14 protein-coding genes are annotated in these 14,990 nt (G+C 60.3%); 7 read left to right on the top strand and 7 right to left on the bottom strand.

Annotated features, from left to right (window positions below; all coding sequences use genetic code 11):
* Window positions 1-50: 50 nt before the first annotated feature.
* Window positions 51-2,156 (bottom strand): pyruvate/proton symporter CstA, encoded by a 2,106-nt coding sequence (cstA, locus tag HV340_RS05785; protein WP_014169078.1) that lies wholly within the window; start codon window positions 2,154-2,156, stop codon window positions 51-53.
* Window positions 2,157-2,437: 281 nt separating this feature from the next.
* Between cstA and HV340_RS05780 the strand changes: the two genes are divergently transcribed.
* From HV340_RS05780 to HV340_RS05770, 3 genes are read left to right on the top strand one after another with little or no spacing between them, the layout of a single operon-like run.
* Window positions 2,438-3,160, top strand: coding sequence for a nucleoside recognition domain-containing protein (locus tag HV340_RS05780; protein WP_020885022.1), 723 nt, complete (start codon window positions 2,438-2,440; stop codon window positions 3,158-3,160).
* The gene (locus HV340_RS05775; protein ID WP_014169076.1) at window positions 3,157-3,621 is read left to right on the top strand and encodes a YjiG family protein; all 465 of its coding nucleotides are present in this window, start codon (window positions 3,157-3,159) and stop codon (window positions 3,619-3,621) included. Before HV340_RS05780 ends, HV340_RS05775 begins: the two co-directional genes overlap by 4 nt.
* Before the next feature lie 13 nt (window positions 3,622-3,634).
* Window positions 3,635-4,747 (top strand): M20 family metallopeptidase, encoded by a 1,113-nt coding sequence (locus tag HV340_RS05770; RefSeq protein WP_063925319.1) that lies wholly within the window; start codon window positions 3,635-3,637, stop codon window positions 4,745-4,747.
* 47 nt (window positions 4,748-4,794) lie between these two features.
* Here HV340_RS05770 and entH read toward each other — a convergent pair whose 3' ends face one another.
* From entH to entC, 5 genes are read right to left on the bottom strand one after another with little or no spacing between them, the layout of a single operon-like run.
* Window positions 4,795-5,208, bottom strand: a complete 414-nt coding sequence (gene entH, locus HV340_RS05765) for a proofreading thioesterase EntH (RefSeq protein ID WP_014169074.1) — start codon at window positions 5,206-5,208, stop codon at window positions 4,795-4,797.
* The gene (entA, locus tag HV340_RS05760) at window positions 5,209-5,964 is read right to left on the bottom strand and encodes a 2,3-dihydro-2,3-dihydroxybenzoate dehydrogenase EntA (protein WP_020885024.1); all 756 of its coding nucleotides are present in this window, start codon (window positions 5,962-5,964) and stop codon (window positions 5,209-5,211) included. It lies immediately after the preceding gene.
* Complete coding sequence (locus HV340_RS05755; RefSeq protein WP_059306354.1) at window positions 5,964-6,818, bottom strand: isochorismatase; 855 nt, start codon at window positions 6,816-6,818, stop codon at window positions 5,964-5,966. The genes entA and HV340_RS05755 overlap by 1 nt, the downstream gene beginning before the upstream one ends.
* A gap of 10 nt (window positions 6,819-6,828) precedes the next feature.
* The gene (entE, locus tag HV340_RS05750) at window positions 6,829-8,439 is read right to left on the bottom strand and encodes a (2,3-dihydroxybenzoyl)adenylate synthase EntE (RefSeq protein ID WP_181216367.1); all 1,611 of its coding nucleotides are present in this window, start codon (window positions 8,437-8,439) and stop codon (window positions 6,829-6,831) included.
* 9 nt (window positions 8,440-8,448) lie between these two features.
* The gene (gene entC / locus HV340_RS05745) at window positions 8,449-9,624 is read right to left on the bottom strand and encodes an isochorismate synthase EntC (protein ID WP_181216366.1); all 1,176 of its coding nucleotides are present in this window, start codon (window positions 9,622-9,624) and stop codon (window positions 8,449-8,451) included.
* Window positions 9,625-9,811: 187 nt separating this feature from the next.
* Here entC and fepB point away from each other — a divergent pair, with 187 nt between their 5' ends.
* The gene (fepB, locus tag HV340_RS05740; protein WP_181216365.1) at window positions 9,812-10,771 is read left to right on the top strand and encodes a Fe2+-enterobactin ABC transporter substrate-binding protein; all 960 of its coding nucleotides are present in this window, start codon (window positions 9,812-9,814) and stop codon (window positions 10,769-10,771) included.
* Window positions 10,772-10,815: 44 nt separating this feature from the next.
* On the opposite strand, the gene entS is transcribed toward fepB, so the two are convergent.
* Complete coding sequence (entS, locus tag HV340_RS05735; RefSeq protein WP_181216364.1) at window positions 10,816-12,063, bottom strand: enterobactin transporter EntS; 1,248 nt, start codon at window positions 12,061-12,063, stop codon at window positions 10,816-10,818.
* Between the two features lie 108 nt (window positions 12,064-12,171).
* Here entS and fepD point away from each other — a divergent pair, with 108 nt between their 5' ends.
* Genes fepD through fepC form a run of 3 tightly spaced genes read left to right on the top strand, consistent with a single transcriptional unit; the run spans window position 12,172 to window position 14,962 of the window.
* Entirely contained in the window at window positions 12,172-13,176 is a 1,005-nt protein-coding gene (gene fepD, locus HV340_RS05730; protein WP_059306355.1) for a Fe(3+)-siderophore ABC transporter permease, read from the top strand.
* The gene (gene fepG, locus HV340_RS05725) at window positions 13,176-14,165 is read left to right on the top strand and encodes an iron-enterobactin ABC transporter permease (protein WP_074176906.1); all 990 of its coding nucleotides are present in this window, start codon (window positions 13,176-13,178) and stop codon (window positions 14,163-14,165) included. Before fepD ends, fepG begins: the two co-directional genes overlap by 1 nt.
* Window positions 14,162-14,962 carry an iron-enterobactin ABC transporter ATP-binding protein gene (gene fepC, locus HV340_RS05720; RefSeq protein ID WP_059306357.1) on the top strand — a complete coding sequence of 267 codons (801 nt, stop codon included), beginning with the start codon at window positions 14,162-14,164 and terminating at the stop codon, window positions 14,960-14,962. The genes fepG and fepC overlap by 4 nt, the downstream gene beginning before the upstream one ends.
* Window positions 14,963-14,990: the final 28 nt, after the last annotated feature.

Here is a 14,990-nt window from a genome sequence, read left to right as displayed (position 1 = left end):
TCTCGTCTTTTATCCCCTCTCCCCGGCGGGGAGAGGGTGAGGTTGAGCGATTAATGCGCCCCTTTCGCCTGGGTCACAATCTCTTCCAGGTTCTCAGGCATTGGCTCATACGGTGTCTCTTTTGCCGTCGGCTTGTCTTCTTTCAGCGCCGCCAGTGCAGTCTTCAGAGAATACAACGCCAGCACCACAACCACCACCATAAAGAAGATGGTCAGTCCGGCGTCCAGACGGTTGTTAAACACCAGCTGCGACAGCTGTGATTCCGTATATTGCGCCGGGATCTTACCGCTGTCGATCATCGCCTGGAACTTGTTGGCGATAGCCAGGAAGCCCACCTTGTTGTCCGGGCTGAAGGCTTTCTGCCAGCCTGCCGTCAGGGTACAAATCAGCAGCCATGCGGTCGGCAGTAATGCCACCCACGCATAACGCTGACGCTTCATCTTGAACAGCACTACCGCACAGAGCATCAGCGCCATGCCCGCCAGCATCTGGTTGGCAATACCAAACAGCGGCCACAGGGTGTTAATCCCCCCCAGCGGATCGACGACGCCCTGATGGAGGAAATATCCCCACGCCAGTACGCACAGCGCCGTTGCCAGCAGGTTCGCCGGTAATGAATCGGTACGTTTCAGGTTCGGTGAGATCACCCCCAGCAGATCCTGCAGCATAAAGCGTGCCGCACGCGTTCCTGCATCCACCGCCGTCAGAATAAACAGCGCTTCAAACAGAATGGCGAAGTGATACCAGAACGACACGTCCATCAGCCCGCCCAGCGCGCCGTGCAGAATATACGCCATACCCACCGCCAGCGTTGGCGCGCCCCCCGCACGGGAAATAATTGACTGCTCGCCCACTTCACTGGCGATATGGGTCAACGTGTCTGGGGTAATGGCAAAGCCCCAGCCGCTCACCACCTGCGCGGCAGAGGCCACCACGTCAACGGTGCCGGCCGGTGCCAGCAGCGCCATTGGGCTGTTCATCGCGAAGTAAACGCCCGGGTCGATAATACAGGCCGAGACCAGCGCCATTATCGCCACGAACGATTCCATCAGCATGCCGCCGTAGCCAATCAGGCAGGCCTGATTCTCATTGGCGAGCATTTTCGGCGTGGTACCGGAGGCAATCAGCGCGTGGAAACCAGACACCGCGCCACAGGCGATGGTGATAAACAGGAACGGGAACAGGTTGCCGGTCCAGACCGGGCCGGTGCCATCAATAAATTTGGTCAGCGCAGGCATGGTCAGCGTCGGGCGCATAATCAAAATGCCGATTGCCAGCCCCACAATCGTGCCGATTTTCAGGAAGGTGGAGAGGTAATCGCGCGGGGCCAGCAGCAGCCACACCGGCAGCACCGCCGCCACAAATCCGTACCCTACCAGCATCCACGTCAGCTGTACGCCGGTGAAATCGAAGAACGGCGCCCACGTCGGGCTCTCAGCCACCCAGCCGCCGGAGATAATGGCAAACACCAGAAAGACCAGGCCGATGACCGACACTTCACCAATGCGTCCCGGACGCAGGTAGCGAATGTAGATCCCCATAAACAGCGCCAGCGGAATGGTAAAGGCCACGGTATAGGTTCCCCACGGACTGTGGGTCAGCGCTTTCACCACGATCATCGCCAGCACCGCGAGGATGATCACCATGATCATAAAGGTCGCGATCAGGGCGATCACCCCGGCCGTGGCTCCCATCTCCTCTTTCACCAGCTCACCGAGCGAACGTCCGTCGCGGCGGGTGGAGACGAACAGCACCATAAAGTCCTGCACCGCACCGGCCAGTACGACGCCCGCGAGGATCCAGATCATCCCCGGCAGATAACCCATCTGCGCCGCCAGGACCGGCCCCACCAGCGGGCCCGCGCCGGCAATCGCCGCAAAATGGTGACCGAACAGCACTTTCTTGTCGGTAGGCACATAGTCCAGACCGTCGTTATGACGAACCGCAGGCGTCATGCGCGTGCCGTCGACCCCTAACACCGTCTTCGCGATATAGCGGCCATAAAAACGGTACGCGATCAGATAAATACAGACCGAGGCGACAACGATCCACAGCGCGTTGATCTGTTCCCCCCGGTTGAGGGCGATATAGCCCAGGGCAAATGCTCCCACAACGGAGAGCCCTGCCCACGTAAGGTATTTCCCTGAGTTGTTCATAGTTGTTGTCCGTTGTTGTGAAACAGTGAGATGTTACATTTTGTTTCTAGAACAACGCTCAAAATTTAACAACTTTGAAACGCAATAATGCGTGGTCAAACCAGACATTTACACCACATTGTTAAGCCGATCACCTTCCGCTGAAACACCCCTGCCGCCACGGGTCACACTTTTGCCTTTTTCGTCCCGACACCGCCTTACGAAATGATTTGTATCATTTTTTTTGCTCAAAACCTCGCCAGAATGACCCTGCGCAATCGCGTGCATACAAGGAAAAGGATATGAACAGTTCAGTACCTCAGGATCTCAAGGTCGGGCCCGGCGCGTACGTTGCGCTGGCATTCGCAGCCGTTTTCTTCTCTGGCCTGCTGGGCGGAAAAGAGTGGTACGGCGTGTTTGATTTCACCACCCTCAACGGTGCGTTTGGCAAGGTGGTCAGCAAGGCCAGTCTTGAAGACGGCACCCTGACTACCGCCACCAGCGCCTTTCGCGGTACCGGCGGCAGTGGCGCAATGGACGGGTTTCTCTTTGCGCTCGGTTTAATTCCGGCCGTGATGTTTGCGCTCGGGATGATCAACGTGCTGGAGCACTATGGTGCGCTGCGTGCAGCACGTAAGCTGTTAACGCCGCTGCTGCGCCCGCTGCTGGGCATTCCCGGTACCACCGGGCTGGCGCTGATTGGCAGCCTGCAGAGCACCGATGTGGGTGCATCCCTCACCCGCAACCTGTCCGATGAAGGGCAGATTAGCGAAAAAGAGAAAGACGTTTTCGCCATGTTCCAGTTCTCCGCCGGGGCGATGATCACCAACTTTTTCTCCTCTGGTGCCATCCTCTTTACCCTGGTCGCCGTTGACGGGACGGCCGCGGTGCCGACCTCCATTGGTGCCTGCATCGCCGTGATGTTCATCATGAAGATTGTCGGCGCGAATCTGCTGCGCCTGATCCTGACCGTCATCGGCAAAGATGCCCCTGAGCAACAACCGACACAAGGAGAGACCGTATGAGTGCCCCACAATCTCATCCCGTGATTACCGATGTGTTTGTCGAAGGCGCACGCAAGGGCTGGAGTATTGCCACCGGCAGCACCCTGCCCAACGTGGTCATGGCTTTTATCATCATCAAGGCGCTGGAAATTACCGGGGCGCTGAAAGGGCTGGGGATGATCTTCTCCCCGCTGATGGGCCTGTTTGGCCTACCGGGTGAAGCGGCTGCCGTGCTGATTGGCGGCTGGATGTCGATGGGCGGTGGGATCGGCGTGGCGATCGGCCTGTTTGATAAAGGCATTATTACCGGCGAGCACCTGGCGATTCTGGCTCCTGCTATCTATCTGATGGGCTCACAGGTGCAGTATCTCGGCCGCATTCTGGGTGTGATCGGCACCCGCGCCAAACGTATTCCGCTGATGATTGCCATTTCGGTCATCAACGCCTTCTTAGCCATGCTGCTGATGCGCATTATTCTCTGAACAGGACGTTACTATGAACCTTGACCATTATATTGAAGAGCTGAAAACCCTGGTGAACGTGGACTGCGGCACCCGCACTGTCGCAGGCGTCGAAACCGTGGCTGGCATTATTGAAACGCTCTGGCAACGCGAAGGCTGGCACACCGAACGGGTCAATCTGGGCGACAAGGTTGGCCCGGGCGTATTCGTCAGTAATAAGCCACAGGCGGCACAGTTCGACGTTCTGCTGGTCGGCCATCTTGATACGGTATTTGCCCCCGGCACCGTCGCCGAGCGTCCGCTGAGCGAGGACGCCACCCGTCTTTATGGCCCTGGCGTATCGGATATGAAGAGCGGCCTGCTGAATATCTTGTGGGCGATGCGTGAGCTGGACGCAACCGACCACGATCGTCTGGCCATTGCGATCGCCATGAATCCCGACGAGGAGACCGGCTCCGTCTATTCACACGAATGGATTGGCGAACTGGCAAAACGCGCCCGCTGCGTGCTGGTATGCGAAGCCGCGCGCGCCGACGGTTCGCTGGTGAAGGCTCGCAAAGGGATGGCGGGCTATCACCTGACGTTCAGCGGCGTGGCGGCACACGCGGGTAACGAACCGGAGAAAGGCCGCTCGGCGATAACCGCCCTGGCAAACAGCATTATTGCCATTAATGCCCTGACCGACCAGGAACGTGGCACCACGCTCAACGTCGGCGTGATCCACGGCGGCAGCGCGGCAAACGTGGTGGCCGATAAAGCCGTTGCCGAGCTGGACGTGCGTTTCTGGGAAAACGATGAGTACAGCCGGGTGAACCAGGCGCTGGAGGCATTGTGTGAAAAAGGCTTTTTAGAGGGCGTCACGACCTCGCTGACGCGCGTGAACCACAAACCGGCGATGGCAGCAAGTAAAGCCACGCAGGCGCTGATGCAGCAGGTTGAAGCGGCAGGTCAGGCGGAAGGAATAGCCATTACCTGGCAGGCGGTCGGTGGTGGCAGTGATGCCAACCACACCGCCGCGCTGGGCATTCCGACCCTGGACGGGCTGGGGCCGATCGGTGCCGGGTTCCACAGCCCGGCGGAGTGGCTGGATAAAGCGTCGATTGCGCCGAGAATACGCTTGTTGAAGCGGGTGATTTCGATGCTGTAAGCCTTATCCCTCTCCCCAACGGGGAGAGGGATGTTGACCGTGCAACGCTAGCCCAAAATTTGGGTACTCAACCGGCAGGTACAGCACCGCCGTCCCTGCTCGTCGAACACCACAATCTCCCAGCTCTGGCTGGTTCGCCCAAGATGCAAGGGCTGACACACTCCGCGCACCTTCCCATGCGATACCGCGCGATGGTGCGTTGCGTTCAGCTCCGTTCCCACCACGCTTTGCCCGTCGCGGGTCATCAGAAACCCGGCCATCGACCCCAGCGTTTCCGCCAGCGCCGCCGACGCCCCACCGTGCAGCAGACCGAACGGCTGATGGGTACGCGCATCCACGGGCATTTCGGCCTCAAGCGTATCGTCACCGATGCGGGTATAGACGATGCCCAGATGCGCCACCATGGAGTTCAGACTGGTGGCGTTCATTTCTTCACGCGATAAGTGACGTTTCCAGATCATCTACGCCCCCAGCGTGGAGCCGCCGTCCACCACGATATCCTGCAACGTGATATGGCTGGCAGCATCGGAGGCGAGGAACAGCACCGTGCTGGCAATCTCCTGCGGACGGGCGATTTTGCCCAGCGGAATACCGAGCTTGAACTGCTCGCCAAAGCCGCGAATACGCTGCTGCTCAGCATCGTCGCTTTTCCACAGGGTGCGCTGCATATCGGTATCCGTTGACCCAGGTGACACCAGATTACAGCGCACGCCACTGCCCGCCAGCTCAAGCCCGACGGTCAGCGCCAGGCTTTTTAGCGCCGCTTTCGACGCACCGTAGGCGCTCATTCCGATACGCGGCGTGTGGGCCGCGTCAGACGCCACGGTGACAATCGCCCCGCTTTGCTGGCGACGGAACTGGCCCATCGTCTGCTGGAACAGATTAAATGCCCCGCCGACATTAACCGCGAAGGTCTGCTGCCAGTCCTCCTGCGCAATCTGGTCGGTCGCGCCCATACGCAGTATTCCCGCCGCGTTCACCAGCACGTCCAGACGCTCAAGCCTTGCCAGCGCGCGCCCGCACACCTCGCGGACCTGTGCGGCATCCGCGATGTCCAGCGTTTCGGTGGCAAAGGGATACGCTTCCTGCGGGAAGGCCAGGTCAAATCCGGTGACCTGCGCGCCCGCTTCAACAAACGCCCGCGCCGTCGCGTAACCGATGCCCTTACCCGCGCCCGTTACCCAGACGGTTTTGCCGGTAAAATCGAACCCCGCCATCACTTCACCTCGCGGGAGAGCAGCGCCCACCAGGCGTCGAGGGTGGGGTTTTTCGCCAGCATCACGAAGTCGATATCGCCGTGCACTTTGCGCCAGCGGGCGGCCAGCGCCATCATGCGCACCGAGTCCAGACCGTAGTCGATCAGGTTTTCGTCATCCATCGGCTCATCTGATTCATCCAGCAGCGGCAGGATGATGTCACGCAGCGCCGCTTTCGTGGCTGGAATGGACGGCAGCAGGTCGTCCGTCATAACCACCCGGCCGGCGCGCCCTGCGACGTAGTTCAGGGACATCACGTGCTCATCGCGGGTAAAATCGGCCAGCGCATCGGCGATAAAGAACGGTTTGATATCCCGCATAAAAGCGTCTGTAGCGGTCGTCATGCAACCAATATGGGCGTAAACCCCGGTGATCAGCAGCTGGTTGCGCCCCGTCTCTTTCAGCATCAACTCCAGCGGCGAGCGGTGGAACGCGCTGTAGCGCCACTTCACCAGTACCGTATCGGCTTCATCCGGCGTCAGCTGAGACACAATGCGCTGCTGCTCTGGTGAGCGGGTCAGCCCCGGTCCCCACATATCGTTCAGCAGGGCGCGGTCTTCATCGCTCTGCGCTTTCGGCTGCGCGGTGTAGTAAACCGGAATATTGTGTTGCTTGCAGTAATCGCGAAGTCTGGCGATATTCGCGACCACCTGGGCCATCATCGGGCTGTTTTCGCCCCAGAAGTTCAGGAAATACTCCTGCATATCATGGATCAACAGCGCGGCACGTTCTGGCTCAAACGCCCAGTTCACTTTGTTGTCTGGCAGGTCTGCGGCCGTCGGCAGCGCATAAGCGGTTAATTGTGGAATGGCCATACTCTGTTCCTTAGCCCCGGGCGCGTTCAGCGAGCCACAGGCGCAACTGTTTCTTATCGACTTTGCCGACGGGCGTTAACGGAAGCGCATCAACGCTCTCCACGCGGTCCGGCAGTTTAAATTCTGCAACGCCCTGCTCACGCAGGAAGCGGCGCACCTCCACCGCACGCAGTGGCTCTTTCACCACCAGATACGCGCAGCTCTTTTCACCCAGCAGGCTGTCCTCCATGCTCACCAGGGCCGCGTGGATCACCGCGTCGTGGCGCAGCAGCAGGTTTTCAATCTCTTCTGCGGCAATCTTTTCGCCGCCGCGGTTGATCTGATCTTTCTCCCGTCCCTGAACGGTGATGTAGCCCTGTTCGTCAATGGCGATCAGATCCCCGGAGCAGTAAAAGCCGTCCGCATCAAAGGCGCTGGCGTTGTGCTCCGGACTGTTGAAATAGCCGCGGAAGGTATACGGCCCGCGGGTCATCAGACGCCCGACTTCACCGCGCGGGAGCGGATTACCGTGCTCGTCCGCCACCCACACTTCGTCATCCGGGCACATCGGGCGCCCCTGCGTATTGATAATGCGTTCCGGCGTATCATCGAGCGCGGTGTAGTTCACCAGCCCTTCCGCCATACCAAACACCTGCTGCAGCTGGCAGCCAATTTCTGCCGGAATACGCGCCGCGAGCGACGCGGACAGGCGCGCCCCACCGACCTGCAGCAGCGTCAGCGATGAGAGCGGAGCATTCCCTGCACCGTCGGCAATCGCCTGCAGCCACAGGCTGACAGCCGGGGGCACCAGCGAGGTAACCGTAATCTGATGTTTTTCTATCAGCGGGAAGCAGATCGTGGCGCTCGGATCGTTTGCCAGCACCACGCAGCCCCCCGCCGTAAAGACGCCTAACGAGCCGGGCGAGCTCATGGCGTAGTTATGGGCCGCTGGCAGCGCATTCAGATAACGCGTGTCCGCGGTAATCCCGCAGATCGCATTGCTGCGACGGATGCTGTAGTCATAGTCGTTATGCGTACGCGGAATCAGCTTCGGCGTGCCGGTGCTCCCGCCCGAGAGCTGGAAGAACGCCACTTCGTCGGCAGGGGTCGGGTTCGGAATGAAATTTTCTGCCGGATGCGCAATCGCCGCGTCCAGCGCATGTTCACCCTTGTCGCCGCGCAGCAGCACGACGCGCACCGAACGGTGCTCATCGACAAAAGTATTGAGGAAGTCATCCCCTGCAAACAGGGCGTGCTCGCGATCGGCTATCAGCAGTGCAGGTTTGATCTGCGCGGCGTAGGCGTTCAGCTCCGAGCGCTGATGGCTAAAGAGCGCATTGACCGGCGCCACGCCCACCTGCAGCAGGGCGAAAAAGGTCATGTAAAACTCGCACACGTTGCCAAGCTGCACCAGCACCGTTTCACCGCGATGAAGCCCCAACGCCTGCAGCCGCGATGCCAGGTTATTCACGGCCTGGTTAAACTCGCGGTACGTTATGCGACGGTCACCGTCGACGATCGCCACCGCATCGTTATTCGCCTGATCCGTCAGGATGTGGGTCAGCGGCAGATCCTGCCAGTAGCCTTTTTCACGGTAGCGCCGGGCAAAATCCTCGGGCCAACGGGTAAAGGGAAGGGTCATGAGTGTTCCTTAATGCAAACCGAAAACATTGAGCATGGTGGAGAGTTTTACGCCGGTTTCACGCCACTCGCCCACGGGTGAAGAGGCCGGGACAATGCCCGCGCCGGCAAACAGGCGAACGGTATTCTGCTGCAGACGTGCGCAGCGGATGGTGACCACCCATTCGCCATTGCCTTCACTGTCACACCAGCCGACGATGCCGCCGAACAGCTCGCGATCGAACGGCTCCAGCCCGGCGATCAACGCCTTAGCAGCCTGATGCGGGAAACCGCTCAGGGCTGGCGTCGGGTGCAGCAGGCAGGCCAGCGTCAGCGCGTTTTCGTTTTCACGCGCCTCACCTTCCACCGGCGTGGCCAGATGCCAGAGCGTGGGGGTGGTGATCAACTGTGGGGAGGACGGCATGCTGAGGTGATGGCTGCGCGGTTTGAGAATGGCTTTCATCGCCTGGGTCACCAGGTCATGCTCGTGACGATCTTTTTCGGACGCCAGCAGCTTGTTGCCCGCCTCGCGATCCAGCACGTCATCCGGCTGACGACGCGCGGAGCCTGCCAGCGGCAGAGAGCTAAAATGCGCCCCTTCTTTACGCAGCAGCAGTTCCGGGCTTGCGCCGAGCAGCACGCCACCGTCTTCCAGCGGTACGTGGAAGTTGTAGCTGGCCGGGTTCTGGGCGATCAGCCGCTCCATGAGCGCACCGCTATCAATCGGTTTGTCGGTAACGATATCAATCAGGCGCGACAGCACCACTTTGTTCACCTGCGGCGTGGCGGTGAGGGCAGCCGCGCGGGCGATCATCTCTTCAAATACCGGCTGCGGCGGGATCTCGGTGCGTTTTTCCACCTTCAGCGCCTGTGAGCCAGCAACATAGCGGGCGGACTGCTGACGCGCCGGGCGAGAAAAGGTCTGCCAGCGTTGCGGAATAAACAGCGACGACGGCTTGCGGGTATCAAACGGAATGGCACCCACCATCACAGGATGGGCAATGCCGCTGGCTTTTGCGTTGCGGAAAGCCTGGGCTAATTTCTGCTGAAACTGTCCTGCCGGATCGTCACCCCCGACGGCGGATTCAGAGAAGCGGGAAAAACAGCCGGACGTGGTAAAACTGCGGTAAGGCGACATAAAGAAAAAGCTGTCTGATTGCAGCGTGCTGGCGGTGTGCTGAACTTCCTCAGCCAGGGACGTATCCATTTCATCCTCCTAAAATGATAAAGGCAGTAATAATGATTATCATTTATATTTACGCTCGCTAACCTAATCTCACATCGCGTCGCTGTCAACCGCAGAGCAAACATCTTCTTCGGGTAACGCTTGCATCCCGTCGTCGCAGACATGAAAATGAGAAGCATTAACTTCAACAGAAACAGGATGCCACGTTGTGAAATGTCTTGCCGTCTGCCGTAATCCCCTGCTTTTCATCGGACTTTTTGTTTTAGGACTTACCTCAGCGCTTGCCGCCGACTGGCCGCGTCAGGTGACAGACAGCCGCGGCGTGCATACGCTTGAGCACAAACCGACGCGCATCGTCTCCACCGGCGTGACCCTGACCGGCTCCCTGCTGGCGATTGACGCGCCGGTCATTGCCAGCGGCGCCACCACGCCCAACAATCGCGTGGCGGATGCGCAGGGATTCCTGCGCCAGTGGGGCGATATTGCGAAACAGCGTCAGCTTGCGCGTCTGTACATTGGCGAGCCGAGCGCCGAAGCGGTGGCCGCCCAGATGCCGGACCTGATTTTGATCAGTGCCACCGGCGGGGATTCGGCGCTGGCGTTGTATGACCAGCTTTCAGCTATCGCGCCGACGCTTGTTATTAACTACGACGACAAAAGCTGGCAGGCGCTGCTAAAACAGCTCGGCACAATCACGGGTCAGGAAAAACAGGCCGCCGAGCGCATCGCCGCGTTTGATAAGCAGCTTGCCCAGGTGAAACAGCAGATGACATTACCGCCGCAGCCGGTGAACGCCATCGTCTACACCGCCGCCGCACACTCGGCAAACCTGTGGACGACGGAATCCGCTCAGGGCCAGTTATTACAGCAGTTGGGCTTTACGCTGGCTGAACTGCCTGCCGGATTGCACACCTCCAAAAGCCAGGGTCAGCGTCACGATATTATTCAGTTAGGCGGGGAAAATCTGGCAACCGGGCTGAACGGCGAAGGGCTGTTCCTGTTTGCCGGTGATCAGAAAGATGTGGATGCGATTTACGCCAATCCGCTGCTGGCGCACCTTCCTGCCGTGCAGAACAAGCGCGTCTGGGCACTGGGAACAGAGACGTTCCGCCTGGATTATTACAGTGCAATGCGGGTACTGCAGCGTTTAGACGCACTGTTCAGGTAAGAGGCTAACCCGGCCCTCTTGGTGAGAGGGCCGGTGTGAACGCGTCAGGCCGCACTGTCGTTCAACACAACCTCCTGCCTGAACCGACGCAGCTCAACCAGGACCACCAGCAATATCACTCCCAGCATAGCCAGGACAAAGCCGCTGCTGCTCGCTGAAGCCACCGGGGTCATTATCGCCCCCAGCCCGCCGAGGATAGCCGCGCCAATGGCATCGCCCGTCACGTTCTGCGCGGTCCACAGACCGTTGATACGCCCCAGCATCCCTTCCGGCGTCTGGGTCTGGATCAGGGTGTACTGCAGCAATGAACTGATGGCGCTCAGCCAGCCAAAAATCACCAGGCACATTACGCCCAGCGCCCATACCGGCATCAGGCTGAAGAAACCAATCGCAATAAACGACGCCAGGGTAGCCAGCAGCATGATCAGCCCGGGACGCGCACTCTGCGCCAGGTTACCGCTGGTCAGCGCGCCGCATGCCGCGCCGAGCGGAATAGCCGCGTACAGCACGCCGATTTCCGACGCGCTCATCTGCCACACGCCCGCCAGCGCCGGGTAAAGCACGCGTACGGCGCTGGCCATCGTCAGCAGACCGCCGAGCAGCGCAATACCACCTATCAACGGATTACTGAACAGAAAACGGATCGCGGCCATCAGTGATGTCAGCGGATGTTCGCGCGGCTGTGGCGGAGGCGGCAGGCGCGGCAAACGCAGGAGCGTGAGCGTAGTGATAAAGGTGCCCGCCGCCGCCAGCCCGTAGTTCCACGCCACGTTGCCGGTCGCCAGCAGCAGGCCACCGACCATCGGTGAAATTACCGACCCAAGGCGCACGGTCAGCATGGTGATTGCCCCCGCCTGCATCAGGTTTTCGCGCCCGACCAGCGCGGGCGTGGCTGCCAGCAGCGCCGTGACGCCGAGTGACGCAAAAAAACCGTCCCACAGACCGAGGGCGTAAATGGCAATCAGTGACGGCTCCGGCAGCATGGCGTTCAGACACAGCCCGATAAAGCCTACGCCGCAGGTGCCGCGTGCCAGCATGATCAGTTTTTTACGCTCATACCGGTCCGCCAGCACGCCGCCCACCATCAGGCCGATAAACATCGCCCCACCGGTTAAGGTGACCGAAAGCCCCACCAGCCAGCTGGAGTGGGTCATGGACTGGATCTGCACCGGCACGGCAACGCCAAGCAGGCCGAGGGAGAGGATGGAGATAAAACGGGCGATAAAGACAGCGCGGTATGCGGGGTGCGTCTTCAGCAGGCTGAGGTTGAGCAGCCAGGATTTTTGATTCATGACAAGGCCTTGAGTGTATTTCTACCAATTCCATTGGCGCACATGCTAACATAGCCAAATAAGATAGATAACGATAATCACTATCATTATCAAATCATGGATGTTGCTATGTCGTTTTCCTCTTCCACGGTGCGCGCCGTTGCCGTGCCCGTGTTATTGCTACTGTTAATCCTTGCGATTGCACTCAGTTTGCTGGTCGGCGCGAAGCCGCTGCCCGCGTCCGTTATTGTCGATGCGCTCACTGGCAGCTGTCAGAGCGCCGACTGCACCATCGTGCTCGATGCCCGCCTTCCCCGTACCCTTGCCGGACTGCTGGCCGGGGGGGCGCTGGGTCTTGCCGGTGCCTTAATGCAAACGCTCACCCGTAACCCGCTGGCCGACCCCGGTATTCTTGGGGTAAACAGCGGCGCCAGCTTTGCGATTGTGCTTGGCGCGGCGCTCTTCGGTTTTACCTCTCCGTCTGAACAACTGGTGATGGCCTTCTGCGGCGCGCTGGCGGCATCGCTGGTGGTGGCGTTTACCGGTAGCCAGGGTGGCGGACAGCTGAGTCCGGTACGCCTGACGCTGGCGGGCGTGGCGCTCGCCGCCGTGCTGGAAGGGTTATCCAACGGCATCGCCCTGCTTAACCCGGATGTTTATGACCAGCTGCGCTTCTGGCAGGCCGGTTCGCTGGATATCCGCACCCTGGCAACTTTAAAAGTGGTGGTGATCCCGGTCGTCATTGCCGCCGCCGTCGCGCTGTGTTTAAGCCGGGCGCTCAACAGCCTGAGCCTCGGGAGCGACACCGCAACCGCGCTCGGCAACCGCGTGGCGCGCACGCAGCTAACGGGTCTTGTCGCGATCACCGTACTGTGCGGCAGCGCAACTGCGGTAGTCGGCCCAATAGCGTTTATCGGCCTGATGATGCCCCACATGGCACGCTGGCTGGTGGGTGCCGATCACCGCTGGTCGCTGCCGGTCACGCTGCTGGCTACCCCTGCCCTGCTGCTGTTCGCGGATGTTGTGGGTCGCCTGCTGGTGCCTGGTGAACTGCGCGTCTCGGTGGTAAGCGCGTTTATCGGTGCACCGGTGCTGATCTTCCTCGTGCGACGTAAACGCGGAGGTGGCGCATGATGGCCCCGTCCCGACGTTTAGTCACCAGCGTGTCGTTGCTGGCCGTCGTCATTCTGATGCTGGCGGTCTGGAGCCTGCGCAGCGGCGCGGTCACGCTCGATTTCGCGCAGGTTTTTAACGCGCTGCTTGGCAGTGCGCCGCGCAATGTCACCCTGGTGGTCACCGAGTGGCGACTGCCGCGCGTGGCGATGGCGATTCTGGTGGGCGCGGCGCTCGGCGTCAGCGGTGCCATTTTTCAGTCGTTGATGCGCAACCCGCTTGGCAGCCCGGACGTAATGGGGCTGAACACCGGCGCCTGGAGCGGCGTGCTGGTGGCGATGGTGCTGTTTGGTCAGCACCTGACGGCCATCACGTTCACCGCGATGACCGGCGGGATAGTCACCGCGCTCATTATCTGGGCGCTGGCCTGGCGCAACGGTATCGACACCTTCCGCCTGATCATTATCGGTATCGGCATTCGCGCCATGTTAATGGCTTTCAACACCTGGCTATTGCTGCAGGCTTCGCTCGACACCGCGCTCTCTGCCGGGTTGTGGTATGCCGGTTCACTCAATGGCCTGACGTGGGACAAAACCTGGCCCGCTGCCCCGCTGATCCTGGTAATGTTTATTGGCGCGGTGTTGCTGGTACGCCGGATGCGCCTGCTGGAGATGGGCGATGACAGCGCCTGTGCGCTGGGCGTGGGCGTTGAGCGCTCGCGCCTGATGCTGATGCTGGTGGCAGTGTTACTGACCGCTGCCGCCACCGCCATCGCCGGGCCGATCTCGTTTATCGCGCTGGTTGCACCGCACATTGCCCGGCGCATCAGCGGCACGGCGCGCTGGGGATTAACCCAGGCGGCGCTTTGTGGCGCAGCGTTACTGCTGGCCGCCGACCTCTGCGCCCAGCGGTTATTTATGCCTTATCAACTTCCGGTAGGCGTCGTGACCGTCAGTCTCGGCGGGATTTATCTCATCGTCTTGTTAGTTCAGGAGTCACGCAAGAAATGACAAACAGTACAACCCGCTTGCGCGGCGAACACTTAACCCTCGGCTATGGCAAAAAAATCATTGCCCGTGACCTGACGGTGGCTATCCCGGACGGCCATTTTACGGCGATTATCGGCCCGAATGGCTGCGGTAAATCGACCCTGCTGCGCACCCTCAGCCGCCTGATGACGCCGGTTGAGGGCTGCGTGTATCTCGACGGCGAGCAGATCCAGCACTTTGCCAGCAAAGAGGTGGCGCGCCGTATTGGCCTGCTGGCGCAAAACGCCACCACGCCTGGGGATATCACGGTGCAGGAACTGGTCTCGCGCGGGCGCTATCCGCATCAGCCGCTGTTTACTCGCTGGCGTAAAGAGGATGATGAGGCGGTGAAGCGGGCGATGCAGGCGACGGGCATTACCGATCTGGCCCGGCAAAGCGTGGATACGCTCTCCGGCGGACAGCGCCAGCGGGCGTGGATTGCGATGGTGCTGGCGCAGGAAACCGCCATCATGCTGCTGGACGAGCCTACCACGTGGCTGGATATCAGCCATCAGATCGATCTGCTGGAGTTGTTGAGCGAGCTGAACCGCACGCAGGGCTATACGCTGGCGGCCGTACTGCACGATTTAAATCAGGCATGCCGCTATGCCACGCATTTGATTGCGCTGCGCGACGGCGAAATTGTGGCGCAGGGTGCGCCAAAAGAGATTGTGACGCCGGATCTGATCGCGCAGATCTACGGCATGCGCTGCATGATTATCGACGATCCCGTGGCCGGTACACCGCTGGTGGTGCCGTTGGGCAAGCGTGCACTTTGATGCCCTCACCCTCTCCAGGAAAAGAGGG

The sequence above is a fragment of the Enterobacter sp. RHBSTW-00975 genome (genome assembly GCF_013615235.1).
Lineage (GTDB): Bacteria > Pseudomonadota > Gammaproteobacteria > Enterobacterales > Enterobacteriaceae > Enterobacter > Enterobacter ludwigii.
This window is presented reverse-complemented; position numbering and strand designations above follow the sequence as displayed.

What these genes read in the sequence shown, in the direction of transcription:
- HV340_RS05770 (WP_063925319.1), top strand. Translation starts at nt 3,635, where the DNA reads ATGAACCTTGACCATTATATTGAAGAGCTGAAAACCCTGGTGAACGTG.
- fepD (WP_059306355.1), top strand. Translation starts at nt 12,172, where the DNA reads ATGTCGTTTTCCTCTTCCACGGTGCGCGCCGTTGCCGTGCCCGTGTTA.
- entH (WP_014169074.1), bottom strand. Translation starts at nt 5,208, where the DNA reads ATGATCTGGAAACGTCACTTATCGCGTGAAGAAATGAACGCCACCAGT.
- entA (WP_020885024.1), bottom strand. Translation starts at nt 5,964, where the DNA reads ATGGCGGGGTTCGATTTTACCGGCAAAACCGTCTGGGTAACGGGCGCG.
- fepC (WP_059306357.1), top strand. Translation starts at nt 14,162, where the DNA reads ATGACAAACAGTACAACCCGCTTGCGCGGCGAACACTTAACCCTCGGC.
- entS (WP_181216364.1), bottom strand. Translation starts at nt 12,063, where the DNA reads ATGAATCAAAAATCCTGGCTGCTCAACCTCAGCCTGCTGAAGACGCAC.
- entE (WP_181216367.1), bottom strand. Translation starts at nt 8,439, where the DNA reads ATGACCCTTCCCTTTACCCGTTGGCCCGAGGATTTTGCCCGGCGCTAC.
- entC (WP_181216366.1), bottom strand. Translation starts at nt 9,624, where the DNA reads ATGGATACGTCCCTGGCTGAGGAAGTTCAGCACACCGCCAGCACGCTG.
- cstA (WP_014169078.1), bottom strand. Translation starts at nt 2,156, where the DNA reads ATGAACAACTCAGGGAAATACCTTACGTGGGCAGGGCTCTCCGTTGTG.
- fepG (WP_074176906.1), top strand. Translation starts at nt 13,176, where the DNA reads ATGGCCCCGTCCCGACGTTTAGTCACCAGCGTGTCGTTGCTGGCCGTC.
- HV340_RS05780 (WP_020885022.1), top strand. Translation starts at nt 2,438, where the DNA reads ATGAACAGTTCAGTACCTCAGGATCTCAAGGTCGGGCCCGGCGCGTAC.
- HV340_RS05775 (WP_014169076.1), top strand. Translation starts at nt 3,157, where the DNA reads ATGAGTGCCCCACAATCTCATCCCGTGATTACCGATGTGTTTGTCGAA.
- HV340_RS05755 (WP_059306354.1), bottom strand. Translation starts at nt 6,818, where the DNA reads ATGGCCATTCCACAATTAACCGCTTATGCGCTGCCGACGGCCGCAGAC.